Consider the following 25,140-nt stretch of genomic DNA (forward strand, 5'->3'; position numbering starts at 1 on the left):
CCGTGCCGTGCTTTACGCCCGTCGGCACGCTCTTGATGCCCGCGGCCCTGGCACGGCGTGTCACTTCCTCCGGCAGGGCGGTGGTCGCGATGTCGACGTCGCCGATCGGACGATCAAGCAATGCGTTGCGCACCGCGCCACCGATCACGCGCGCCTCTTCGCCGTCCGCATTGAGCAATTCGAGCACGCGCGACGCCGGACCGCTCTTCAGCCATGGCGCATCGTCCAGCCGCCGCGCGCTGCTCATTTCTCAACTCCGGGCACAAGCCGGCCGTTTTCCAGATGCGCCGGAATATAGGTCGAGTTGGGCGGGGCGCCCGAGAACTGGGCGAGCAATATCAGGCTGAGGATGACGAGCAGCAGCGAGGCGACCAGCAATCTTCCGACCACGGCAGCCGGCCAGGACGAAAACGCCAGCGATCCGGAACGGGTGGCGACCAGAAACAGCACATAGACCGCAAACGGAATCAGAAAGATTCCGATCTCGGTGAGGGCCGAACGGATCATGGCGCAAAGATCCGTTCGTACAGAACGCGCAGGATTCCGGCGGTGGCGCCCCAGATGTAACGTTCGCCGTATGGCATGGCGTAATAGAACCGCTCCACGCCACGGAATTCCTTGCTGTGAAGCTGATGGTTGGCCGGATTCATCAGGAATGCGAGCGGGACTTCGAAAGCATCGTCGACTTCCGAGGCGTTGATGCGCAAGATGAAGCCCGGCGTAACCCGTGCCACCGTCGGCAGGATGCGAAAACCGAAGCTCGTGCCGTAGAGGTCAAGATACCCGACCGGATCGATGAACTGGCGCGCGAGACCGACTTCCTCTTCCGCCTCGCGCAGCGCCGCATCGAGCGGCGAGGCATCCGTCGCGTCGATCTTGCCGCCCGGGAATGAAATCTGGCCGGCATGCTCGTTGAGATGGGCAGAGCGCTGCGTCAACAGCACTGTCGGCTGCGGACGGTCGATCACGGGAATCAGCACCGCCGCGGGGCGGATCGGCTGTTCCCGCGCCAGGATCTCCAGCATGCGATCGGTGCCCCGATCGCCGCTCGGGGGGATCAAATCCGGGTCGGTCAGGCCTGCGGGAATGTCGAAGCTCAACCGGGCGCGCGCCCGGGTAAAGAATTCTGCCGACGTAGTTGCGGCGGGATCGTTCACCGCCATCGTCTCGTTCAAGGTAGTGCCCACTTTCCGAAGTTCGTCTCCCACCGCAGCGCCCACCTTCACGAACTTCGGAAAGTCATGGGCACTACCAAACTTATCAAATCTAGTACCGCTTTATCGATCTGAAGTCCCCGAAAAAGCCCGCAGCCCGCACCGCGGGGACTTCAGATCGGCGGTACTAGATGCCCCTTACTTCTTCCGCATCCGCCATCGCAAAGAATGTGCCGGATGACGTGACCCCGAACATCTCGCGACCATCGACCATCCGCTCCTCGCCGATGTCAACCAGATCATAATAGAGCGCGCGTGTGACCTTTGCCCAAAGATCGGCCCGGACATGCAGATAAGGCATCAGCCCGCCGTCAGCGGAGGCCTCAAAGCGCAGCGGATGGGCCGAATCGCACGCCACCCAGTCATCCACATTGGTCCGGAAGCGCAAGGACTGTCCTTGCTCGCCCTGCTCCTTGATCATCTCGACGGCCAGGAACGGCGCATCGTCGACGCGGATGCCGACTTTTTCGACCGGGGTCACGAGAAAATGCTTGCCGTCCTCTCGCTTGAGGATGGTCGAGAAAAGACGGACCAAAGCTGGCCGCCCGATCGGCGTCCCCATATAATACCAGGTGCCGTCGGCCGAGATTCGCATGTCGAGATCGCCGCAAAAGGGCGGATTCCACAGATGGACCGGAGGCAGGCTTTTTCCGGTCGCGTCGGTCTTTGCGGCGCCTTTCGCTGCAGCCGTAAGACCGTCAAGACTTTGAACCGGTTCCCGCCCTTGCTTCGCCATGGTTTGCCGTGAGTTTGAGCCTTGAGAATTGGAACAGTCAGGTTGTGGAACGCTTGATCGTTGATGCCGAAATCGCGCGTCGATTTTTAAACAAATCCAGTCGTATTTCTCCGGATCAAGTCGCCACATCGTGATGCGGTTCATACCCCGAAAAGCCGATAATGTGGGGATAGTTTAATTCAACGGATACAGGGCCTTCGCACGAGTTTAGCATGGACTTGGCGAAATCGTCGGTGGACCGGGCTTTCGGGCCTTCAGGAGAACAGAATGGCTGGCGCAGATAGTGTGGAAAAACTCGAGGACGTCATCGTGCGTTCGGCCGAACAGGTCGCCGGCCAGATCCGCGCCGCCAAGGAAGCAATCTCCACCGTTATTTTCGGCCAGGATCGGGTGATCGAAAACACGCTGGTGACGATCCTGTCGGGCGGTCACGCGCTTCTGATCGGCGTGCCCGGGCTCGCCAAGACCAAGCTGGTCGAAACCTTGGGCGTGACGCTCGGCCTTGACGCCAAGCGCATCCAGTTCACGCCCGACCTGATGCCGTCGGACATTCTCGGCGCGGAAGTGCTGGATGAGAGCAATACCGGAAAGCGTTCTTTCCGCTTCATTTCCGGGCCCGTGTTCGCGCAACTTCTGATGGCCGACGAGATCAACCGCGCCAGCCCCCGCACCCAATCGGCATTGCTACAGGCCATGCAGGAACAGCACATCACGGTTGCAGGTGCGCGCCACGATTTGCCGAAGCCGTTCCACGTGCTGGCGACGCAGAATCCGCTCGAACAGGAAGGCACCTATCCGCTGCCGGAAGCACAGCTCGACCGCTTCCTGATGGAAATCGACGTCGACTATCCTGATCGCGATGCCGAGCGGCGGATCCTGTTTGAAACCACAGGCGCCGAGGAGACTTTGGCGAAAGCCGCGATGGATGCCGAGACGTTGCTGACTGCGCAGCGGCTGGTGCGCCGGCTGCCGGTCGGCGATTCCGTGGTCGAGGCGATCCTGTCGCTGGTGCGCTCGGCACGCCCCGGTCCTGAAGGCGGCGAAGCCGGCAAATTGATCGCCTGGGGGCCCGGTCCGCGCGCCAGCCAGTCCTTGATGCTCGCCGTTCGCGCCCGCGCGCTTCTCGATGGCCGCCTGGCGCCGTCAGTCGACGACGTGCTCGACCTGGCGGAGCCGGTTCTCAAGCACCGCATGGCGCTCACCTTCTCCGCACGCGCCGAGGGCCGCACCATTGCAGACGTCGTCAAGCAGTTGAAGACACGGATCGGCTGATGGTTGCAGCCGCCGAGCACAGCGCCAGGGAAGTTACAGCAGTCCGACGTGCCGATGGTGAAAGCCGAACGCTCGCCGCGTCGCTGCCGCGCCTCGTACTGGAAGCCCGGCGGATCGCGGCCAACGTCATCCACGGTTTGCATGGACGGCGCCGCGCCGGCGCCGGCGAAAGTTTCTGGCAATACCGCCGCTTCGTTTCCGGCGAACCGGCCCAGCGGGTCGACTGGCGCCGCTCGGCCCGCGATGACCATCTCTACGTTCGCGAACAGGAATGGGAGGCCGCGCACACGGTGTGGCTGTGGCCGGATCGTTCGCCATCGATGGCGTTTGCCTCGAAAGAGGCGCGCGACAGCAAGCTGGAACGTGCGCTGATCGTGACCTTTGCGCTCGCCGAGCTTCTGGTCGAAGGCGGCGAGCGGGTCGGCATTCCAGGCCTCGTCAGCCCGACAGCGAGCCGCAGCATCATCGATAAGATGGCGCAAGCGATGCTGCACGACGATACGGCCCGCCTCAGCCTTCCGCCGTCCTTTGTGCCGTCGCCGCTATCGGAAATCGTGGTGCTGTCGGATTTCTGGTCGCCGATATCAGACATCCAGAGCATGCTCGCCGGACTGTCGGCATCCGGCGCGCACGGCGCGCTGATCCAGATCGTCGATCCCGCGGAAGAGACTTTTCCCTACTCCGGACGCGTCGAATTCGTCGAGCCGGAAGACGGCAACGTCATTGTCGCAGGGCGCGCCGAAAGCTGGGCGAACGACTATGTCGCGCGCCTTGCGCTCCATCGCGAGCAAATTCGCGCCGAGACGGCCAACCTCGGCTGGCTGTTTTCGACCCACACCACCAGCCGCTCGGCGGCCGAGCTGCTGCTGTTTCTGCACTCGGGCATGATGGTGAGCAAGGGAATTGCGCGCGGCGCCACGGTGAAAGCGGGGCGCAGCGCATGATCGCTAGTTTGCCGCTCTCCTTTCTCGAGCCGATGCTGCTGCTGGGGCTGTTGAGCCTGCCCGTGCTTTGGTGGCTGCTCCGGGTGATGCCGCCGCGGCCGCGACGCATCGAGTTTCCGCCGACGCGTCTGTTGTTCGACATCGCGCCGAAGGAGGAAACCCCTTCGCGTACCCCCTGGTGGTTGACGGCGCTGCGGCTGGCCGCGGCCGCACTGATCATTCTGGCCGCCGCAGGACCGATCTGGAATCCGCCGGTCGGCGCCACGACTTCGCACGCACCGCTCGCCATCGTGATCGACGACGGCTGGAGCGCTGCCTCGAGCTGGGATGCGCGCGTGAAGGCCGCGGACGAATTGATCTCCAATGCCAATAATGACCGGCGTGGCATCGCGCTGATTCCGCTGTCCGAGCCGACGCGGGACATCACGATCATGCCCGCCGGCACGGCGCGAGTCGCCTTGCGCCAACTTGCACCCAAACCCTACTCGATCGAGCGGACCGAAACCCTGGGCGCCATCGATCGCTTCCTGAAGGCAACCGGCGACTGCGAGATCGTCTGGCTGTCGGACGGGGTCGATAGCGGGCACGGCGCGGACTTCCTTCAGGGTCTCAAAAAAATCGTCGGCGATCGCGCGGTGACGGTGTTCGAAGGCGGCACGCCGCCTGCGCTTGCGCTCGCGGCCGCCGAGAACGCCGCGGCCAGGATGACGGTGAAAGTGCTTCGCGCCGGTGGCAATGTCGCAAGCGGCGTCGTGCGTGCGCTCGACCAGAAGGGCTCTCCGATCGGCGAAGCGCGCTTTGGCTTTACGCCCGGGGAGCGCGAGACCGAGGCTTCATTCGACCTGCCGGTCGAGTTGCGTAACGACATCTCACGGCTGGAAATATCGGGCGAGCGCTCGGCAGGCGCGGTGCAGTTGCTCGACAAGAGATGGCGCCGCCGCGCCGTCGGCGTGGTCTCCGGTGCGAGCACCGATACCGCGCAACCACTATTGGCGTCGACATTCTATCTCGCGCGGGCGCTGTCGCCGTTTGCGGACGTGAGGCTTGGCGGTCGCGGCGCGCCGCAGCAGGCGATCTCGGAGTTCCTCGATCAGAAGCTGCCCATGATGGTGCTGGCGGATGTTGGAACGCTGTCGCCCGAGCTTCGCGAACGCATCGAAGCCTGGATCCAACGTGGCGGCGTGCTGGTCCGCTTCGCCGGCCCGCGGCTGGCGCAGGCCGACGATGATCTGGTGCCGGTGAAATTGCGCCGTGGCGGGCGCAGCCTCGGCGGCAGCCTGACCTGGGAAAAGCCGCAGCACCTCGCCGCTTTCGCGGCCGATGGCCCCTTTGCCGGGTTGACGGTGCCGAAAGACGTCACCGTCAACCGGCAAGTACTCGCCGAGCCCGACGCTGTGCTGCCAACGAAAAGCTGGGCCTCACTGGAAGACGGCACACCGCTCGTCACCGGCGAACGCCGCGATAAGGGGCTCCTCGTCCTGTTTCATGTCAGCGCCGACGTGCGCTGGTCGAATCTTCCGCTGTCCGGCTCCTTCGTCGAAATGCTGCGGCGGATCGTCGACATTTCCGGCTACTCGTCCGGCCCGGCTCCGGGCGCCACCAGCGAAGCGGCCGAAACGGTGGCACCGCTGCACATCCTCGACGGCTTTGGCGCATTCGGGCCGCCGCCTTCGACCGCCAAGCCGCTCGCCGCCGATTTCCGTGGTCGCGCGACGCTGGATCATCCGCCAGGATTTTATGGTCCCGCCGATGGACCGCTGGCGGTGAACACGCTGGCGCCGACCGATCGTGTCGCTGCGCTCGACACATCGGTGTTGAACGCGCAGCGGGCCAGCTACACCAATGCGGGGCCGCGTGACCTGCGCGGCATCCTGCTCGCAGCATCGCTCGCTTTGTTTCTGATCGACGCCGTGGTGATCGCTTTCCTCGGTGGCGGGATCGCCAGCCTGTTGCGGCGGCGCGCAGCGCCGGCCGCGCTGCTCCTGGCATTACTGTTGCCGATGGGCCTGCCATCGCCGACCAAGGCCGACAGCGCAGCCGACGATTTTGCCATCAAGGCAACCACGCAGACGCGTCTTGCCTACGTGGTGACCGGCAACGCTGACGTCGACTCCATCGTCAAAGCCGGCCTGTCCGGCCTCACGCTGTTTCTCGCACAACGCACCGCGCTCGAAGCCGGCGACCCTGTCGGCGTGGACCCGGCGCGCGACGAACTCGCCTTTTTCCCGCTGATCTACTGGCCGGTTGTTCCCGGCGCACCAAAGCCGCCGCAGGCAGCGATCGACAAGATCGACGCGTACATGAAGCAAGGCGGAACGGTGCTGTTCGATACGCGCGACGCCATCGAGGCGCCGGCTGGGCAAAACGGCGCGTCGCAAACGCCGGGCATGCAGACGTTGCGCGAGATTCTTTCATCGCTCGACGTGCCCGAGCTCGAACCGGTGCCGCGCGAACATGTGCTGACCAAGACGTTTTATCTGCTGCGCGATTTTCCGGGCAGGTTCGACACCGGCCAGACCTGGGTCGAGGCACTGCCGCGCAACGAAGACGAGGACACCGCCTCGCGTCCGGCCCGCGGCGGCGACGGCGTCTCGCCCATCATCATCACCTCCAACGACCTCGCCGGCGCCTGGGCCATACGTCCCGACGGGCAGCCGATGCTGCCGATGACGCCGGGCGAACCGCGACAGCGCGAATTTGCCTTCCGTGCCGGCGTCAACATCGTGATGTACACGCTGACCGGAAACTACAAAGCCGACCAGGTGCACGCACCGGCATTGATCGAGCGATTGGGACAATGATGACTTGCGACCTTCACTCAGCCGTCATGGCCGGGCTCGTCCCGGCCATCCACGACTTGACGCGAGGCAGGAAAGACGTGGATGCCCGGCACAAGGCCGGGCATGACGATAAGTCTTGGTCCCTGTCATGAACTACGGTATCGCGTTTACCCCGCTGATCCCCACGCCCGTGCTCTGGGCTGCGCTGGCCGCGATCGTCGTGATCGCGGTGCTGCTGTTGCTGGGCCGTCCGCGCGGTGTGTGGTTGCGGCTATCGGCCCTCGGCCTGCTGCTGCTCGCGCTCGCCAATCCCTCGTTCACCCGCGAAGAGCGCGAACCCTTATCGTCGGTAGCCGTCGTCGTCGTCGACAAGAGTCCGAGCCAGAGCTTTGGCGATCGGACCAACGAAACCGCGCATGCTCAGCAGGCTTTGGTCGACAGCCTGAAGAAAATCCCCGGCCTCGAGGTTCGCGTGGTCGAGGCGGGCCAGGCCGACGGCGAAACCGATGGCACCAAACTATTCGGTGCGGTGTCGTCGGCGCTATCCGATGTACCGGTCGATCGCGTCGCCGGCGCCTTTCTGATCACCGACGGACGGGTGCACGATATTCCGGCGAATGCGGCCGCGCTCGGATTTCAGGCTCCGGTCCATGCGCTGATCACCGGCCGCAAGGATGAACGCGACCGGCGGATCGCGATCACCGCGGCGCCCCGCTTCGGCATTGTCGGCCAGCCGCAAACCATCACCTATCGGCTCGACGATCAGGGCGTCACCGGCCAGCGCGCCAAGGTCGCGGTGCGCGTCGATGGCGAAACCATCAACGAGCGAACGGTTCTGAGCGGCCAGACCGTCAATGTCGACGTCGACATCAAGCATGCCGGCCAGAATATCGTCGAGATCGAGGCTTCGCCGCTCGAAAACGAGCTGACGCTCGTCAACAACCGGGCGGTCGTTGCGATCGACGGCGTGCGCGACAAGCTGCGTGTGCTGCTGGTTTCCGGCGAACCGAATTCCGGGGAACGCACCTGGCGCAACCTCCTGAAATCAGATCCCAGCGTCGACCTCGTGCATTTCACGATTCTGCGGCCGCCGGAGAAGCAGGATGGCACGCCGATCAACGAGTTGTCGCTGATCGCCTTTCCGACCCGCGAACTGTTCCAGCAGAAAATCAACGAATTCCAGCTGATCATCTTCGACCGCTACGCGCGGCAGGGCGTGCTGCCGATCGCCTATTTCGACAATATCGCGCGATACGTCCGCTCGGGCGGCGCGGTGCTGGTGTCCGCCGGACCCGACTATGCTTCGTCGACCAGCATCTGGCGTACGCCGCTGGATACGGTGCTTCCCGCGGAACCGGTCGGCGTCACCGAGAAGCCGTTTTACGCCGAGCTCAGCGACTATGGCAAACGCCATCCCGTGACGCGCGGCCTCGAAGGCTCAAACAACGAGCCGCCGCACTGGAGCCGCTTCTTCCGCACTGTAGATACCCGCAACCCGACGAGCCCGCCGGTCATGACCGGCGCCGATGGCAAGCCGCTGCTCTTGCTGTCGCGATTTGGCGAGGGCCGCGTTGCGTTGCTGCTGTCCGATCACATCTGGCTATGGGCGCGTGGCTATGAGGGCGGCGGCCCGCATCTCGACCTCTTGCGGCGAATGTCGCACTGGCTCATGAAGCAACCGGAGCTGGACGAAGAAGCGCTGCACCTGCAGGTTCACGGCCATGATTTGGTCGTGCAGCGCCAGACAATGGGCGACAATGTTTCGCCGGTAACAGTGACTTCGCCCTCAGGCGCCACGCGTGAACTGACCTTGAGTGCCGGCGAACCCGGGCTCTGGACCGCAACCATGCAAGCCAATGAGCTTGGCCTGTGGCAGGCGACCGACGGCAGGTTGAAAGCGCTGATCAATGTCGGTCCGACCAATCCGAAGGAATTTTCGGAAGTCACCTCCACCACCGACACGCTGAAGCCGCTGGCGCAAGCGACCGGCGGCGATGTGCAGCGCGTCGTAAACGGTTCCAGCATCGATATCCCACGCGTCGTGCCGGTGCACGCTTCCAGCATTTTCCGCGGAGACGGCTGGATGGGCGTGAAAATGCGCGACGCCAGCGTCGTGAGAGGCGTCGGCGTTCTACCCGTCTTTGCCGGCCTGATCGGTCTGTTGCTGCTGCTCGGCGCGTTTGCCGCGACCTGGGTACGCGAGGGGCGCTGAGCTCCCCGCGCTTCACTCGATTCGGACGCACGATCTCCCGCTCACAAACTGTTTGCTGGGCAGGTTGTTGACATCCAGGCGTCGCGCTTGCGATGTCGTAATGTAACGTTGGAGCCCGCGGGGTGGTGCGGCTTCCAGCTCGGGGCGCCGTCGACATGAAGTGGGTGCGGACGAACATCAGGCTTGGCGCGCGACTGGCGCTATTGGCGCTCGTCGTCCAGCTTGCATTGTCGTTTGGCCATGTCCACGCGATCGCAGCGCAAGCGACGCCGTCGATACATTCGTCGCAGCAACTGCCTGCGCCGGGTTCCGATTCGGATCAGCATCCGGATGATTTCTGCGCCATTTGTGCCGTTATGGCCATGGCGAGCACCGCCACGGCCGCAGCGCCGCCGGTACTGCCGATCCCGCAAGCCTTCGAACTCAAGCATCCAGCGGTAGATGCTCCGTTCGTCCCTCCGCGCTCCGCGCGCGCGGCGTTCCAATCGCGCGCCCCTCCCCTGTCCTGATCTCGATCATTCCGTGATCCGTGTCCGTCGGCTGCGCCACGCACAGCCGCGCGCGGATTGAATCGAAAATAGTCCGTCCTGTCGACGGCAAGCGCTTGCCTTTTCGCGGCCTCATCAGGCGCGACGTTCGGCTTGCGTTTCGGGATCAGAACATGAAACGCTCTTCCAAAGCCGCCGCGCTTTCCGGCTCGGCATTGTTGCTATTCGCACTCGATGCGGCCACGCTCGCCCAGACAGGCAACGCGGGAACGAACAACGCCGCAACTAACGGCGCCGAAACAAGCAAGCCCGCAACCGATACCGCCGGAAACGGCGTGGCAACGCTACCAAGCATCGAAGTGACCGCGCCGAATCAAACTGCCGCGGCGCGAAAGAAGCAAAAGCCGCGCGCCGTCGCCGCGAGACATCCTTTATCCTCGACGACCGCGCAATCGACGTCGGACTCCTCCGCCACGCCGCCTGCCGCGCAAGCGACGCAACTTGCCGTCAAGAACGGCGTCTTCGACCAGGCACGCGGGAACATCTTCGCAACCACCGGCACGACATCCGACACGATCGGTCACGACACGATCCAGAACCTGCCGCAAGGCGCCAACCAGCCCGTGGAGCAACTGCTGTTGCAGGCGCCCGGGGTTTCGCAGGATTCCGCGGCCAGCGGCCTGTTCCACGTCCGCAACGATCACGCCAACGTCCAGTTCCGCATCAATGGCGTACTGCTACCCGACGGCGTCACCGGCTTCGGCAGCATCTTCGACACGAGTTTCATCGGCAGCATGTCGCTGGTCACCGGGGCACTCCCCGCCGAGTACGGACTACGCACGACCGGCCTTATCGACATCACCACGCGCTCGGACCTATTCAACAACAGCGGCAGCGTCGGCATGTACGCCGGCAGCCACGGGACCATCCAGCCGAGCATCGAATATGGCGGCACGTTCGGAAGCACCTGTCCCACCACCACGCCCGGCACCCACAAGGCCGCGGCTTCCTCGGCGAACTGCTTTGCCGGAGTCCAGTACTATTTCACCGGCCGCTATCTTCAGAACACGCTGGGCATTGAAAACCCGACGCCGGCGTACAATGCGATCCACGATTTCTCGCAGCAGGATCGAGGTTTCGCCTATGTGTCAGCCTTCGTGGACCCTAGCACGCGGGTCAGCCTGATTGCCGGAACGGCGTACAACAGCTTTGAAATTCCAAATAATCCGGGCCAGCCGACCAGTCCTGCGATCGCAAGCGCCTTTGGCGTCAGCAATTTCAACTCGGCAGCCCTCAACGAAAACCAGGTCGAGAAAACCCAATTCAGCGTGTTATCGTTGCAGAAGTCGGTCGACGGCTTCGACGGACAATTGTCCTATTTCACCCGCTACAACGAGCTTCGATTCACGCCGGATCCGATCGGCGATCTCCTGATCAACGGCATCGCTTCGGATATCGGCCGCATTTCCTATACCAACGGTATCGCGGGCGATGGCTCATACAAGCTCAATTCGTCACATATGCTGCGCGCCGGCTTCTCGGTCAGCGCCGAGCAGGCAGCCGTCGAGAACACGTCGCTGGTCGAGAACCTCAACGGCAGTGGCGTCGGGGTGGAACCACCGTTCGGCATCACCAATAACGTCTCGCGACTAGGTTGGCTCGCGGGCGTCTACGTTCAGGACGAATGGAAGGTGACCGACCAGTTCACCATCAATGGCGGCCTGCGCTTCGATCAGATGGACCAGTTCGTCAGCGCCAATCAGTTCAGTCCACGCCTGAGCTTCACCTACAAGCCGTTCGACAACACCACCTTCCATGCCGGCTACGCGCGCTATTTCACGCCACCGGTGCTGGTGGAAGCGGCGCCCAACAACATCGCCCTCTTCAACAACACGACGGGCGCGGTGTCGGGCCAGAACGATCCAGTCCTGCCGGAGCGCTCGCATTATTTCGACGCCGGCGTCGACCAGAAGTTCAAATTCGGCTGCGGTTCGGACGGGAAGAACTGCTCCAGCCTCGATCTCGGGGTCGATGCCTATTACAAGATCACACAGGACCTCATCGACAACGGCTTGTTCGGCCAGGCCCTCGTGCTCGATGCCTTCAACTATGCCCGCGGGTACAATGAAGGTATCGAATTCAAAGCCAGGTTCACCAGCGGCAACTTTCAGCTTTACGGCAACCTGTCCGTGGCGCAGCAGCGCGCGAACGATCCGGTCTCGAACCGGTATCTGTTCAATAACACCACGCCGCTGGCAGACCTCGGCGGCATGACCGAGCTTCAGTACCTTCAGACACACTTCATCTATACCGACCACAACCAGTTCGTGACGGCTTCGGCCGGCGGGCTCTACCAGTTCTGCGGCCGGCCGGCGACCACGGCAGAGGCGTCCGGCGATAACGGATTCTCGTGGTGCGGTGTCAAACTGAGCGCCGACATGATCTATGGCAGCGGCCTGCGCGACGGCGACGCCAACATCGCCACGGTGTCTCCCTATACGCAGGTCAATATCGGCATCCAGCGTGAATTCCTGCTGCCGAACGATCCGAAGCCGATGACCATTCGTTTCGACGTCGTCAATCTGTTCGACAACATCTACGAAATCAGGGACGGAACTGGCATCGGCGTGTTCGCCCCGCAGTTCGGCGCGCGGCGCGGCTTCTTCCTCGGAATCTCAAAGAAGATTTGAGAGTGCCCCTCTTCGAGGCCTATTTGGAAAAATCCCAATCGGGACGAACGGCGCCGGAGACGCCATCGAACGCACCATCGACGAGCTCAGCGACCAACAGGCGCTTGTAGTCGACCGGCCCCGGCATCGTTGCGTGACCGGACGGCACGGCCTTGAAGCCGACGCGGCCGTAATAGGCCTCGTCGCCGACCAGGAGAACCAGGCGGTGTCCCTTGGCCCTGGCGTCGGCAAGCGCGCGTTCAAGCAGAAGGCGCCCGACGCCGTGCTTGCGAAACGGCGGTTCGACCGTCAACGGCCCGAGCAGCAGCGCCTTGGTGTTTCCGATTGTGGCCGGCAACTGGCGCACGGATCCAACCAGGAGCGTTCCGATCCAGGCGGTGAACGACAGCTCGAGTACATGATCGACGTGCTCGCGAATCCGATAGGCGCTGAGGACAAAACGGCCGGGCCCGAAGGTACGCTCGAGCAGGCGCTCGATCGCCTGCGCGTCGTTGGCGGTTTCGGCCAGGATGGTCAGAGAAAGATCGCTCATCGAGCCACGTTGAACTTCGAATGCGCTAGTGGAGTGAATTTGACATTCGCTACCCACCCGGCTGCGAGTTCGTAAAGCGAATGTCAAATCCAAGACTCCACTAGAAACTTATATTTGCTAGTGGTCCTTCTAATTCTAACGTTCGCAAAAAGTGGCGCTGAGAAGGGATGCGAACGTTAGAATTGGACCACTAGCCCGTCAAGTCTTCTCCACGGGGGCTTGCGCCAGATAGGCCAGCAGCTTCATCTCCCGGCGCCCGCGCGTCACCGTGTCAAGCACCAAACCGGACGCCAGCGACAGCACCGCCAGAATCATCATTCCCATTGACAGGACCGCGGTGGGCAGGCGGGGAACAACGCCCTGCTCGATGTAGGTGACGAAAACGGGAATCGCGAGGCCGATCGAGACCAGCGCCAGAAAGATGCCGATCAAAGTGAAGAACCGCAGTGGTTTCTCGGATCGATAGAGTTTGAGGATGGTGCCGAGAATGCGAAAGCCGTCGCGCCAGGTGTTGAGCTTGCTGACGGATCCTTCGGGGCGGGCATAATAAGGCGTCTCGATCTCCGCTGTTGGCAATGCCAGTTCAAGGGCATGCACGCTCAACTCGGTTTCGATCTCAAAGCCGTCCGACAGCACGGGAAAGGATTTGACGAAGCGCCGCGAAAACACGCGGTAGCCGGAAAGAATGTCCTGGAAGGCCTTGCCGAACATCGAGGCCAGAAAGCCAGTCAAAAGCCAGTTGCCGGTGCGGTGGCCCGGCCGCCAGGCGGCTTGCGCCTGATCGACGCGCAGCCCAACCACCATATCAAGACATTCCGACGCCAGCATCTCGATCATCTTCGGGATGCTTGCGGCATCGTACGTCGCGTCGCCATCGACCAGCACGTAAATGTCGGCATCGACATCGGCGAACATGCGACGGACAACATGCCCCTTGCCCTGACGCCTTTCGCTGCGAACGACGGCGCCGGCGTCACGCGCCACACTAGCGGTGCGGTCGGTTGAATTATTGTCGTAGACATAGACCGCAGCCGCAGGCAGCGCCTTTCGGAAGTCGGCGATCACGGTTGCGACCGCGGCCTCCTCGTTGAAACACGGCACAAGGACGGCCACCCGCGGCCGGGCTTCCTGGACCTGCGGAAATTCGGTCTTTGCGAATTCCGTCAGCGCCTCTGCCATGCCGGCCAAATCGCCGCGAAGTTTTGGCGGGCGCGTGGATTGCGGTGCGGCGCTCATGGTCAAATCCTTAACGAGCGTTAGGGTTTTGCCCGATCATAAGGACGTATCGCTAACGTTCTCTAACGCCAGGTCTCGATTTGCGGCTTGTTTTCGGTCACTTCCGATATCCGCAATCGCGTTCCCCTCGTCGTATCCGGCGGCAAGGCCCGCGTTTCGAAAAAACCGCAATCGATGATCTCGCGGTTCGGCTCCGGCAAGCGATCCTGACTGAAATTGCGGACCACGTAGACGGCGACATGATCGCGCCTGGAAACATGGCTGTTCAGATAGACGCCGAACAATGTGGGCTCGCCGACCATCGCGATCCGCCCCTCTTCAATCAGTTCGCGCTGCAAGGCCAGACGAATGGTTTCGCCGGTTTCCACCCCGCCGCCGGGCAGATGCCAGCCGCTGACATAACTGTGCTTGACTAGGAAGACGCGGTTGTCGCTGTCCAGCACGACGGCTCGGACGCCAAGCGTCGTGCCGCGCGCAAACCGCCAGTAAAGATGAAACAGTCGCCGCAGCGCCGGTTCAAAACGTCTTCGCAGGCGCTGTATCGTCGTCGTCACGGAAAACCTTGCATATCGGGGCCGTGTTGATCCTTGCATCCCGGCCTCGGGCTTGCCAATACGTTCGTTGAGCCAGTGGAGTGGATTTGACCTTCGCTAACCACCTAGCCGCAAAGTCCTGACATCTGTGATGGCAGCCTTCACCCTCGCCCATTTGTCCGACCCGCACCTTCCCCCGCTGCCGCGTCCAAAGCCTTTGGAGCTCGCGGGCAAGCGCGTCTTCGGTTACCTGAACTGGACGAGAAACCGGCACCGCTATCATCGACGCGACGTGGTCGATGTGCTGATGTCGGACTTGCAGGCGCAGGTGCCGGACCACATTGCCGTCACCGGCGACCTCGTCAACCTCGCGCTGGAGGCCGAGTTCGCGCCGGCCTTGGCATGGCTCAAGGGCATCGGGCCGCCGGAACGCGTCACGATCATTCCCGGCAATCACGATGCCTATGTTCGCGCCACCCGCAATCGTTTCTCGGAAACCTTTGCGAGCTACCTCGCCGCCGAGGATGCGCCCGCCGATGGCGAAGCCTTTCCGGCGCTGCGCCGCCGCGGCCCGGTCGCGCTGATCGGGGTATCCTCGGCGGTGCCAACGCCGCCATTGATGGCAACGGGATGGCTTGGAAGAAAGCAAATGGAAGCGCTGGAGCATCTGCTCGCTGCGCTTGCTGCCGAACCGGTGTTTCGTGTCCTCCTCATTCATCATCCGCTCCGTTCCAGCGCGCGCAACAAGCGTCTGACCGATTCGTCTGATCTGCTGGCGCTCCTGAAGCGGTACGGCGTGGAAATGGTGCTGCACGGACACGACCACGTTCACTCCACCATCCGGGTCGAGGGACCGAACGGATTGTCAATTCCGGCCGTCGGCGTGCCGTCGGCATCGGCAATCGCCCACGGCCACTATCCGCACGCGGCCTATAACCTGTTTTCGATTGCGCGCGACGGCGATGGCTGGCGCTGCCAACAGATGGTACGCGGCATCAATGATGCGCTTCAGGTGCGGGAAATAAGACGGGTGCGGCTTCTCTAGCCTAGAGGCTGCTCAGGCTCGCAAACAGGGCGACGGCGAACAGCGCCAGGGCACCGAGAATGAAGCCGAACGCAAACGGCCAGAAACGGCTGCGGCGCGGCTTCTCGGCCGGCGCCGCCACCGCCACCGGCGAAGCCACCATCGCATGCTCGCGCTCGATCATGCGGCGCGCAATATAATCGGTGACAGCGTCGACGATGACAGGCACGTCGTGAGACTCCGTGAGCAGAATGCGGCCGAAGCGGGTGTCCTGCACAAAGCGATAGGCACGCTTGTCGCGCCCCATCAGAATATGAGCGACCACGTCGATCCACAGCCGCGGCGTCTCGCCCTCGCTGATGCCGCGATCGAACAAATCGACATTGTCCGGAACTTGCGCAAACAGCGGGTCGAGCGCCTCGCTCAGGATTTCGAGGCGTGCGACTTCGGCGTCGCGCAGATCGACCACCACACCGGTGCGATCGGCGGCCTCGATGCGCGCTTTCCGCAGCGCATCGCGCAACCGCGCCGGACGCGCTTCACCAGCCCCGCCTCCGATATTTTGTGCCTCTGCCATCGGCTACGTCCCGTCCTGATCGCCCCGGAAGTGGTATTAACCTATTTAACCTATCAGCAACCCTGCCATCCGCAAAGACCCTTGGTTCCCAATGGCTTATATACCCCCAAACGAACGCGGCCCCTCCGCCCCCGAAAGGGACGAAGAGGCCGCGGCCGCCCTTGGACGCCTTATTGGGGGATCAGGCCATCACACGGGAAGGCTCTTCCACGATCGAAAAGCGCACGCCCGCCTTGTGGCGGTTTTCTTCCGACACCTCGCGCCAGCAATCTTCCGCTTCTGCGCGACTCTTGAACGGGCCTTTCACCTGGGCGGAGCCCTCCACGAGCTTGTGAAAGTTCATCGAGCCGAACTCGCCACCGATCACCCAGAAATTGCTGTTTGCGGTCATTGTCAGTCTCCTGTTGCGTTCGCGCGATCAGACTGGAACTCGACCGGACTCCAGACTGATCGCCTCACCGTTAGCCGAACTGGTTCATCGTGTTATGGACGCCACCCGCCTTCAGGGCGGCTTCGCCGGCGAAGTACTCCTTGTGATCGTCGCCGATGTTGGAGCCAGCCATGTTCTGATGCTTCACGCAGGCGATACCCTGACGGATCTCGGCGCGCTGGACGTTCTTCACGTAGCCCAGCATTCCCTGATCGCCGAAATATTCCCTCGCCAGATTGTCGGTCGAGAGCGCCGCTGTGTGATAGGTCGGCAACGTGATCAGATGGTGGAAGATGCCGGCGCGCTTCGCTGAGTCAGCCTGGAAGGTGCGGATGCGCTCGTCGGCTTCCTTCGCCAGCGGCGTGTCGTCGTATTCCGCCTTCATCAGTTCGGCACGATTGTACTTGCTGACGTCCTGGCCTGCTTGCTTCATCGCATCGTAGACCTGCCAGCGGAAGTTCAGCGTCCAGTTGAAGGACGGCGAGTTGTTGTAGGCCAGCTTCGCGTTCGGGATCACCTTGCGGATCCGATCGACCATCTTGGCGATCTGCTCGATATGCGGCTTCTCGGTCTCGATCCACAGCAGGTCGGCGCCGTTCTGCAGCGAGGTGATGCAGTCCAGCACGCAGCGGTCTTCGCCGGTGCCCGGGCGGAACTGATAGAGATTGCTGGGCAACCGCTTCGGACGCACCATCTTGCCGTGCCGGTTGATGATGACATCACCGTTGCGGGCATTGTCGGCCGTCACTTCCTCGCAATCGAGGAAGCTGTTGTACTGGTCGCCGATGTCGCCGGGCCTGTGGCTCACGGCGATCTGCTGCGTAAGGCCGGCGCCGAGCGAATCGGTGCGGGTCACGACAACGCCGTCTTCGACGCCCAGTTCGAGGAACGCATGGCGGCAGGCACGAATCTTCGCAAGGAAGACGTCGTGCGGCACGGTCACCTTGCCGTCCTGATGTCCGCACTGCTTTTCGTCCGAGACCTGATTTTCGATCTGCAGAGCGCAGGCGCCCGCCTCGATCATCTTCCTGGCGAGAAGATAGGTCGCTTCCGCGTTGCCGAAGCCGGCATCGATGTCGGCGATAACGGGGACGACATGGGTCTGGAAGGTGTCGATCTTCTCGATCAGCGCCTTCTCCTTCGCCTTGTTGCCTTCCTTGCGGGCGGCATCGAGCGCTCGGAAGATATCGTTCAGTTCGCGCGAGTCGGCCTGACGCAGGAAAGTATAGAGCTCCTCGATCAGGGCCGGCACCGACGTCTTCTCGTGCATCGACTGGTCAGGCAGCGGCCCGAACTCGGAACGGAGCGCCGCGATCATCCAGCCGGACAGATAGAGGTAGCGGCGATCGGTCGTGCCGAAATGCTTCTTGACCGAGATCAGCTTCTGCTGGGCGATGAAGCCATGCCAGCAGCCCAACGACTGGGTGTACTTGGTGGGGTCACCATCATAGGCAGCCATGTCGGCCCGCATCAGCGCCGCAGTATAGCGGGCGACGTCGAGGCCGGTCTTGAAGCGATTCTGCAGGCGCATGCGCGCGACGGCCTCGGCCGTCACCCCGTTCCAGGTCGGCTTGGTGTCAAGAAGGGCCTGAGCCGCCTCGATCTCGCTCTGATAGGAAGCCGGCCCCTTAAGTGCCTGATCGCTGATTCCACGTGGCTGGTAGTTCATATTCGTAATCCCTTTCGGTGGCGACTGGCCTTAAGCGAAGCATCACCACTATCGACATTCGTGACAGTGCATTGCGAAATGCGCCTCAAGACATAAACGCGAGACCCGTAAATTCGTAAATACGTCTTGATTTTGAATGGTGATGTCATGTAACACATATACTTGTGGTATAAGTAATCTTGTAAATTTTATCACAAAAACACCTGCAAGAATGCGGGCTGCTTGTAAAGGGCTCGAGCCAGCGGCCTGATTTCGTCGGAATCGGGCCAAGCCTTGGATCAGGACAACGCCATGCCAGCGGATTCCGGAAAGAAACTGTTCGTAGGCCCCCGCTTTCGCCGCATCCGCCAGCAGCTTGGGCTATCGCAGACGCAGATCGCCGAAGGCCTCGGCATCTCGCCGAGCTACATCAATCTGATCGAGCGCAACCAGCGCCCGGTGACCGCGCAAATCCTGCTCCGCCTGGCCGAGGCCTACGATCTCGACCTGCGCGACCTTGCGACCGCCGATGAAGACCGCTTCTTCGCGGAACTGAACGAGATATTCTCCGATCCGCTGTTCCGACAGATCGACCTGCCGAAACAGGAACTGCGCGACCTCGCCGAACTCTGCCCCGGCGTCACGCATGCACTGCAGCGGCTCTATGCTGCCTATACCGAAGCGCGCCGCGGCGAGACCATGGCGGCGGCGCAAATGGCCGACCGCGACGAGGGCGCGCGTTTCGAGGCGAACCCGATCGAGCGGGTGCGCGATCTGATCGAGGCCAACCGCAATTATTTTCCCGAACTCGAAATGGCGGCGGAAAACCTGCGCGACCAGATCAACGTGCCCGCGGAAGAATTATTTGCCGCACTCGCGGAGCGCCTGCGCGAAAAGCACTCGATCCTTACGCGCATCATGCCCGTCGATGTCATGCGTGAAACGCTTCGCCGTTTCGATCGTCACCGCCGGCAACTCCTGATCTCGGAACTTGTCGACAGCCCCGGCCGCGCCTTCCAGCTCGCCTTCCAGATCGGGCTTGCCGAATGCGCCAGCACGATCGAGACCATCATCGGCCGCGCCGGACCGCTGGACGACGGCCCACGGAGGCTCTACCGGATCACGCTTGCCAATTATTTCGCGGCCGCGGCGATGATGCCGTATCAGCCGTTCCAAACCGCCGCCGACGCCCTCGGCTACGATCTCAACATCCTGTCACAGCGTTTCAATGCCGGCTTCGAGCAGGTCTGTCACCGCCTGACCACCTTGCAGCGGCCCAATGCGCGCGGCGTGCCTTTCTTCATGTTGCGCGTCGACAATGCCGGCAACGTCTCCAAGCGCTTTTCCTCCGGCACCTTCCCGTTCTCGAAGTTCGGCGGCACCTGTCCGCTGTGGAACGTGCATTCCACTTTCGACACGCCGGATCGCCTGCTGAGCCAGGTGATCGAATTGCCCGACGGCACGCGCTATTTCTCGATCGCCCAAGTAGTGCGCAGGCCCGCCGCGCCGCATGCGCAACCGCAGCCTCGCTTTGCGATCGGATTGGGATGCGAGATTCGCCACGCCTCGAAGCTCGTCTATGCGAGTGGGCTCAATCTCGAGACATCGGAAGGCACGCCAATCGGCGTCAATTGCCGGCTCTGCGAACGCGAGAATTGCAGCCAGCGCGCCGAGCCGCCGATCACCCGCACCCTGATCCTCGACGAAAACACGCGGCGGATGTCGTCGTTCGTCTTTTCCAATGCGCGGGAGTTGTGATTAATGCCGACCGACGGCCCTCACGCTGATGTGGGGCCCGCTGCGGTTGGCTAATCCGCCGGACCCGTTATGGTGGCCGCCACCCCCCGTGCCTTCCGGCCACAGACAGTGGATATCCCGACATGTTCGTTTCGTTCTTCCCTCGCCCAAAGCCGTTCTTTTGGTCGGCCCTGGTCTGGACCTTGCTGTCGATGGCCTTGTGGTACGGCTATGTGGGCCACTTGGCCGACACGTCTGCACCGGAGATCATTGGCGTGTCACGCTTCTGGTCGGCGCCTCAGCTTTGGTTCGACCTCTACTTTGCGATCAGCGTCGCAATCTTTGCCGGTTTCTGGATGGTGTTTTCGCCACATCCGTGGTCGAGATGGTCGATTCTCGGCTCGGCGCTGATCCTGTTCACCTCTTATTTTCAGGTGCAGGTCAGCGTGGCCATCAACGACTGGCGCGGACCATTTTATAACCTTATCCAAAAAGCGCTGACGCCGGCGACAAAAGGAAAAGTCACGCCCGCGGAATTTTACGCCGGAATCCTGACGTTCTTCAGCATCGCGACGGTCTACATATTGGTTGTCGTGCTGACGCGGTTTTTCACCCAACACTACGTGTTCCGTTGGCGCACCGCAATGAACGACTTCTATGTCGCGAACTGGTCCCGCCTGCGCACCATCGAAGGTGCATCGCAACGCGTGCAGGAAGATACCATGCGGTTTGCGACCATCCTGGAAAGCCTCGGCGGCAACCTGATCAACGCGGTGTTGACGCTGATCGCATTCCTTCCCGTGCTGTTGCTGCTATCACGCAACGTCACCGAACTGCCTGTGGTCGGCGCCATTCCCTATCCGCTCGTCGTCGCGGCGGTGCTCTGGTCGGTGTTCGGCACCGGCCTTCTTGCGCTGATCGGAATTCGTTTGCCCGGGATCGAGTTTCACAATCAAAGGGTCGAAGCCGCCTACCGCAAAGAGTTGGTGCTTGGGGAGGACCATGCCGACCGCGCGGAGCCACCGACATTGGCCATGTTGTTTGCCAATGTCCGCCGGAATTATTTTTGGCTCTATTGGAACTACGTTTATTTCAACGTGGGACGTTACTTTTATATTCAGACGGACGCCATTTTCGCCTACGTCCTTCTTGTACCGACACTCGTCGCCGGCACGATTACATTCGGCATCCTGCAACAAATTCTGGGCGCATTCTCGGAGGTCAGAAGTTCGTTCCAATATCTGGTCAATACCTGGAGCACCATCGTCGACCTCCTCTCCATCTACAAGCGCCTGCGCAGCTTCGAGGCCAAGCTTGATGGCGACCCGCTGCCACCGATCGAATCGGAAGCGGAACCCGTATCTTCGTGAGGCTATAACTCCGCGGGCGCTCGCCTGCTACTAAAGGCGAAGTTTCAATAGGTTGCTCGCGAATTCTAATTTTATTTTAGGTGACGCTGAATCAGCACTCCGAAACTCTGCTGGCACGCGCTCGTTAGTACGCGTGACGAGCCCCAAACGTTGAGGAGTGATAGATGAGAAAACAGATTCTTGCGGGCGCCGCGGCGCTTGCCCTCGCAACTGGAATGACGACCAGCGCGATGGCCTTCGGCCACGGCGGCGGCTTTCATAGCGGCGGCGGTGGTTTCCATGGCGGCGGTGGCTTTCATGGAGGCGGTTTCCACGGCGGCGGCTTCCATGGCGGCGGCTTCCACGGCGGAATGGGCGGATTCCATGGCGGCATGGCCGGCATGCATCGCGGCGGCTTTGGCGGTGGCCGCTTCGCGGGAGGTCGCGGCTTTGGCGGCGCCCGGTACGCCGGCATGCGCGGCTTCGGTGGCTGGCGGCATGGTGGCTGGCAGCATGGTGGCTGGGGCGGCAGGCGCTTCGCCGGCGGTTGGGGCGGCGGTTGGGGCGGCGGTTACGGCGGATGGGGTTACGGCGGTGGATGGGACTACGGTTATCCCTATGATGCTTATGCCGGTGACGTTGGTCTCGTCGGTCTCGGCCTAGGACTGGCCGAAGCAGCGACGGGTTACTGCGACCCTTACGATAGCTACGGGTATTGCGGCCAAGCCTACTATCCGGCGTATTACGGCTACGGTACGCCCATCAACGCCTGGTCCTATTAGCACACGCGCTTCAATTTCAGACCCATCGAAGACACGCCCGGGGAAACTGCCGGGCGCGTCTTTCATGCGTGGAACCGCGATCATTGCGCATCGCTCCGCAGCACTTATCTCCATGCGGCAATCGTTGAGCCTGGCCGCGCAATCGCGAAGGAGAATTTGATGAGAGGGCAACTTCTGGCCGGTGCGACCGTGCTCGCGCTGGCCGCCGGGGTGATGACCAGCGCGATGGCTTTCGACCAGAACCACGGCAAAAGCCGTCACAACGCCGGACGCGTCCACGCGAGGACGATTGGTGGAATGCATCACTTCGGGGGACCCCGCCACCGCCTTGCTGGCGCCAGCGGCTTTGTGAGCCCGCGCCAAGGCGGCTGGGAGAGTGGTAGCTCGCTTGGCCGCGGTGGATTTATCGACCTCGGTCCGCTTGGATTCACGACTGCCTGCGGTTCCTACTACCATCGACCCGATTATTGCGGCCAGGGATACTCGGTCGACGCCTGGTCCCGATAAACGCCGCGGCGGACTTTCGGCATCTCGGTAACGACCGCGGGAAACCGCGGCTGATCAGCCTATCTTCAGTCGATCCATCATTTCACGTTGGTGCCGCCCCCCGCCGGGGCATCAATGTTGGCGCGTTCGCTACTGCGCGTGACGCCTTGGCTGTCGAACAAGCCGGCGCGCGAGGTAGCGGCAATTCCAGGTTCGCCACCGTTCAGCTTTGAATAGAGCGAGCGGTCCTTTGCCGCTATCTCAAATTGCTTCAGTTGCTCGGCGGTTGGAGCGGCATGCGTCTCGCGGGCGAATTTTTCCTGGTCCGGCGTCGGCCGCGCCTTCGTTCCGCGGCTGCCGCCGTTGAAGCTGGCGCGTCCGGCATTATCATCCGATGCGACCGCCTGATCATAGGTGTGGGCTACGCTGACGGATCCGAAATTGTTTGCGGCGCTATTGTAGAAGAAGGTGCCGTTCTGCCACCGACCTCCCCGATATCCGCTGCCCGTATAGCCATAGCCATAATCGATACCGCCATAGAAGCCGACCGTCTCCGCCCAATAACCGGCATGGAAAGCATAACGACCGTCGGCGCGGCTCCAGAAGGGAGGCGTCCACTGCAGCCCGGCTCGCGGAGGCTTCACCCATGTTCCGGGCACCCAATAATAATCCGGAACGTCTCTGCGCCAGGCCCAGAAGCCGGGCATCCAAAGATAACCCTCCTCGGGAATGGCCGGCTGAGCATAGGACGGGAGCGGCGGCGGCGCCACGTCGACCTTGTCCGTTGCAGAGGCTGAGCGCGGCTGAAAGTGCGGTGGGAATTGCAAGAAGCCGGCGGACGGGAAACTCGCGTTGGAACTCTTGGACTGTGCGAGGGCACAAGATCCGCCGGTCAGGAAAAACAACATCAGACCGAAGATCAGCTTGCGCATCTGCTGTCCGATTCTGGCGTTCGAGTTCGTGCGCGCGGGCTCGATACTCTAACGTATTGTAGATGCGCCTGATCGCTTTGTGCCCACTAAAATAATCTTGAGCCGACGGAGCGACGGCGCCAAAACAGTGCTACTGGAAGTCGCCAGACAGTGACATCCAGCCGGTAACTGCATGCGGATATTTTCGAAATGCTATCTTCTGCTCGGCCCAATCGGACTTGCGGCGCTCGGGACCCTCGCATGGGCGCAACCGACCGCGCCGGAATTTTCCCGGCCAGTGCGCGCCGCCGTTCCGCGCGCGGCCAGTTGCCATAACGGCGCAAACTTCGATCGCTTCCTGGCCGATCTCAAACAACAGGCGCTGGCGGCCGGCGTTTCGCAGCGCGCCATCAACGAGGCCGCACCGTACCTTGTCTATGACCAGGGCATCGTCAACCGCGACCGCGGCCAGCGCGTATTCGGACAGGTATTCACCGAATTTTCCGGCCGCATGGCTGCGCCCTATCGGATGCAACAGGGTCAGGCGCGTATCAGGACCTATGCCGCGGCATTCGCCCGCGCCGAGAAGGAATACGGCGTGCCGCCCGCGGTGATCGCCGCATTCTGGGGACTCGAAAGCGATTTCGGCGCCAACATGGGCAACCTGCCGACGCTACGCTCGCTGGTGTCGCTCGCCTATGATTGCCGGCGATCGGAGCGCTTCGTCGGCGAAACCATCGCCGCGCTCAAGATCATCGACCGCGGCGATCTCACGCCGGAGGAAATGATCGGCTCGTGGGCGGGTGAGCTTGGCCAGACGCAATTTCTGCCCACGCACTATTTCACCTACGCCGTGGACTATGGCGGTCGTCGCAATCTTCTGACCAGTCCGGAGGACGTGATCGGCTCGACGGCGAACTACATCGCCACCGGATTGAAATGGCGGCGCGGCGAACCCTGGCTTCAGGAAGTGCGCGTGACCGCGCCGGTGAATTTTCCGTGGGACCAGGCCGACCTTGCGATCAAGATGCCGCGTTCGAAATGGGCCCGGCTTGGCGTCAAATATCCCGATGGAAGACCGTTGCCGGATGACGACATGCCGGCCTCGCTGTTGTTGCCGATGGGCCGCAATGGCCCGGCCTTTCTCGCCTACGCCAATTTCGCCGCCTACACCGAGTGGAATAACTCGCTGATCTATTCGACCACTGCCGGCTATCTTGCGACCCGCATCGCAGGCGCCCCGCCGATGCAACGGCCGAGCGCGCCGGTGACGCAACTGCCGCTCAGCCAATTGCGCGAACTCCAACAGCTTCTGGTGCGTGCCGGCTACGACGTCGGCAAGGTTGACGGCGTCATGGGGCAGCAAAGCCGCAACGCGGTCAAGACGATGCAGATGAAGTTCGGTCTGCCGGCAGACTCCTGGCCGACAGCCGAATTGCTGGCGAAGATGCGAGGCCCGCGCGCGCAGCCCGCTGCCGCCATGGCCCAGCCGCCGAGGTAGATGTCCCCATGGTGAGGAGCGCCAATTGGCGCGTCTCGAACCATGAGGACAAGTGGCC

22 protein-coding genes and 1 pseudogene are annotated in these 25,140 nt (G+C 62.3%); 12 read left to right on the forward strand and 11 right to left on the reverse strand.

Annotation, left to right across the window (positions count from 1 at the left end):
• The 4 genes and pseudogenes from M6D32_RS05065 to M6D32_RS05080 form a co-directional block, all read right to left on the reverse strand.
• Positions 1-247: pseudogene (locus M6D32_RS05065) on the reverse strand (CCA tRNA nucleotidyltransferase); the annotation flags it as partial.
• Positions 244-507 carry a DUF6111 family protein gene (locus tag M6D32_RS05070; protein WP_298253991.1) on the reverse strand — a complete coding sequence of 88 codons (264 nt, stop codon included), beginning with the start codon at positions 505-507 and terminating at the stop codon, positions 244-246. The pseudogene M6D32_RS05065 and the gene M6D32_RS05070, both read right to left, overlap by 4 nt.
• A complete protein-coding gene (locus M6D32_RS05075) occupies positions 504-1,175 on the reverse strand; it encodes a CoA pyrophosphatase (RefSeq protein ID WP_298253993.1) in 672 nt (223 codons plus the stop codon). Before M6D32_RS05075 ends, M6D32_RS05070 begins: the two co-directional genes overlap by 4 nt.
• Positions 1,176-1,341: 166 nt before the next feature.
• Positions 1,342-1,950, reverse strand: coding sequence for a DUF1285 domain-containing protein (locus M6D32_RS05080; protein WP_298253995.1), 609 nt, complete (start codon positions 1,948-1,950; stop codon positions 1,342-1,344).
• A 267-nt stretch (positions 1,951-2,217) separates the two neighbouring features.
• Here M6D32_RS05080 and M6D32_RS05085 point away from each other — a divergent pair, with 267 nt between their 5' ends.
• The 6 genes from M6D32_RS05085 to M6D32_RS05110 all read left to right on the forward strand — a co-directional run bounded on the left by M6D32_RS05085 (position 2,218) and on the right by M6D32_RS05110 (position 12,336).
• Entirely contained in the window at positions 2,218-3,222 is a 1,005-nt protein-coding gene (locus M6D32_RS05085; RefSeq protein ID WP_298253997.1) for a MoxR family ATPase, read from the forward strand.
• A complete protein-coding gene (locus M6D32_RS05090) occupies positions 3,222-4,166 on the forward strand; it encodes a DUF58 domain-containing protein (protein ID WP_298253999.1) in 945 nt (314 codons plus the stop codon). Before M6D32_RS05085 ends, M6D32_RS05090 begins: the two co-directional genes overlap by 1 nt.
• Entirely contained in the window at positions 4,166-6,967 is a 2,802-nt protein-coding gene (locus tag M6D32_RS05095; protein ID WP_298254042.1) for a DUF4159 domain-containing protein, read from the forward strand. The genes M6D32_RS05090 and M6D32_RS05095 overlap by 1 nt, the downstream gene beginning before the upstream one ends.
• Positions 6,968-7,094: 127 nt before the next feature.
• Positions 7,095-9,158 carry a hypothetical protein gene (locus M6D32_RS05100; protein WP_298254001.1) on the forward strand — a complete coding sequence of 688 codons (2,064 nt, stop codon included), beginning with the start codon at positions 7,095-7,097 and terminating at the stop codon, positions 9,156-9,158.
• Positions 9,159-9,280: 122 nt separating this feature from the next.
• On the forward strand, positions 9,281-9,667 hold the full coding sequence (locus M6D32_RS05105; RefSeq protein ID WP_366145821.1) for a DUF2946 family protein: 387 nt from the start codon (positions 9,281-9,283) through the stop codon (positions 9,665-9,667).
• Positions 9,668-9,819: 152 nt separating this feature from the next.
• Positions 9,820-12,336: a TonB-dependent receptor gene (locus tag M6D32_RS05110; protein ID WP_298254003.1), complete on the forward strand. Its 2,517-nt coding sequence runs from the start codon at positions 9,820-9,822 to the stop codon at positions 12,334-12,336.
• Positions 12,337-12,355: 19 nt separating this feature from the next.
• Here M6D32_RS05110 and M6D32_RS05115 read toward each other — a convergent pair whose 3' ends face one another.
• From M6D32_RS05115 to M6D32_RS05125, 3 genes are all read right to left on the reverse strand, one after another.
• Positions 12,356-12,868 carry an N-acetyltransferase gene (locus M6D32_RS05115; RefSeq protein ID WP_298254005.1) on the reverse strand — a complete coding sequence of 171 codons (513 nt, stop codon included), beginning with the start codon at positions 12,866-12,868 and terminating at the stop codon, positions 12,356-12,358.
• Between the two features lie 198 nt (positions 12,869-13,066).
• Positions 13,067-14,047 (reverse strand): glycosyltransferase family 2 protein, encoded by a 981-nt coding sequence (locus M6D32_RS05120; protein WP_298254046.1) that lies wholly within the window; start codon positions 14,045-14,047, stop codon positions 13,067-13,069.
• Between the two features lie 119 nt (positions 14,048-14,166).
• Complete coding sequence (locus tag M6D32_RS05125) at positions 14,167-14,658, reverse strand: NUDIX domain-containing protein (RefSeq protein WP_298254007.1); 492 nt, start codon at positions 14,656-14,658, stop codon at positions 14,167-14,169.
• 130 nt (positions 14,659-14,788) lie between these two features.
• Between M6D32_RS05125 and M6D32_RS05130 the strand changes: the two genes are divergently transcribed.
• The gene (locus M6D32_RS05130; RefSeq protein ID WP_298254009.1) at positions 14,789-15,682 is read left to right on the forward strand and encodes a metallophosphoesterase; all 894 of its coding nucleotides are present in this window, start codon (positions 14,789-14,791) and stop codon (positions 15,680-15,682) included.
• A gap of 1 nt (position 15,683) precedes the next feature.
• Here M6D32_RS05130 and M6D32_RS05135 read toward each other — a convergent pair whose 3' ends face one another.
• The 3 genes from M6D32_RS05135 to M6D32_RS05145 form a co-directional block, all read right to left on the reverse strand.
• Positions 15,684-16,238: a hypothetical protein gene (locus M6D32_RS05135; RefSeq protein ID WP_298254011.1), complete on the reverse strand. Its 555-nt coding sequence runs from the start codon at positions 16,236-16,238 to the stop codon at positions 15,684-15,686.
• Positions 16,239-16,419: 181 nt separating this feature from the next.
• Positions 16,420-16,629 carry a hypothetical protein gene (locus M6D32_RS05140; protein WP_298254013.1) on the reverse strand — a complete coding sequence of 70 codons (210 nt, stop codon included), beginning with the start codon at positions 16,627-16,629 and terminating at the stop codon, positions 16,420-16,422.
• A gap of 70 nt (positions 16,630-16,699) precedes the next feature.
• Entirely contained in the window at positions 16,700-18,337 is a 1,638-nt protein-coding gene (locus M6D32_RS05145; RefSeq protein ID WP_298254015.1) for an isocitrate lyase, read from the reverse strand.
• Positions 18,338-18,628: 291 nt separating this feature from the next.
• Between M6D32_RS05145 and M6D32_RS05150 the strand changes: the two genes are divergently transcribed.
• From M6D32_RS05150 to M6D32_RS05165, 4 genes are all read left to right on the forward strand, one after another.
• Complete coding sequence (locus M6D32_RS05150) at positions 18,629-20,074, forward strand: XRE family transcriptional regulator (protein WP_298254018.1); 1,446 nt, start codon at positions 18,629-18,631, stop codon at positions 20,072-20,074.
• A gap of 122 nt (positions 20,075-20,196) precedes the next feature.
• Positions 20,197-21,423 carry a peptide antibiotic transporter SbmA gene (gene sbmA / locus M6D32_RS05155; RefSeq protein WP_298254020.1) on the forward strand — a complete coding sequence of 409 codons (1,227 nt, stop codon included), beginning with the start codon at positions 20,197-20,199 and terminating at the stop codon, positions 21,421-21,423.
• A gap of 164 nt (positions 21,424-21,587) precedes the next feature.
• On the forward strand, positions 21,588-22,184 hold the full coding sequence (locus M6D32_RS05160) for a hypothetical protein (protein WP_298254022.1): 597 nt from the start codon (positions 21,588-21,590) through the stop codon (positions 22,182-22,184).
• Between the two features lie 159 nt (positions 22,185-22,343).
• Positions 22,344-22,691 (forward strand): hypothetical protein, encoded by a 348-nt coding sequence (locus M6D32_RS05165; RefSeq protein WP_298254024.1) that lies wholly within the window; start codon positions 22,344-22,346, stop codon positions 22,689-22,691.
• Positions 22,692-22,768: 77 nt separating this feature from the next.
• On the opposite strand, the gene M6D32_RS05170 is transcribed toward M6D32_RS05165, so the two are convergent.
• On the reverse strand, positions 22,769-23,602 hold the full coding sequence (locus M6D32_RS05170; protein WP_298254026.1) for a YXWGXW repeat-containing protein: 834 nt from the start codon (positions 23,600-23,602) through the stop codon (positions 22,769-22,771).
• A gap of 172 nt (positions 23,603-23,774) precedes the next feature.
• On the opposite strand from M6D32_RS05170, the gene M6D32_RS05175 reads away from it, so the two are divergent.
• Positions 23,775-25,082, forward strand: a complete 1,308-nt coding sequence (locus M6D32_RS05175; RefSeq protein WP_298254028.1) for a lytic murein transglycosylase — start codon at positions 23,775-23,777, stop codon at positions 25,080-25,082.
• Positions 25,083-25,140 lie beyond the last annotated feature (58 nt).

This window comes from Bradyrhizobium sp. (assembly GCF_027307225.1).
In the GTDB taxonomy this organism is placed as follows: Bacteria; Pseudomonadota; Alphaproteobacteria; order Rhizobiales; family Xanthobacteraceae; genus Bradyrhizobium.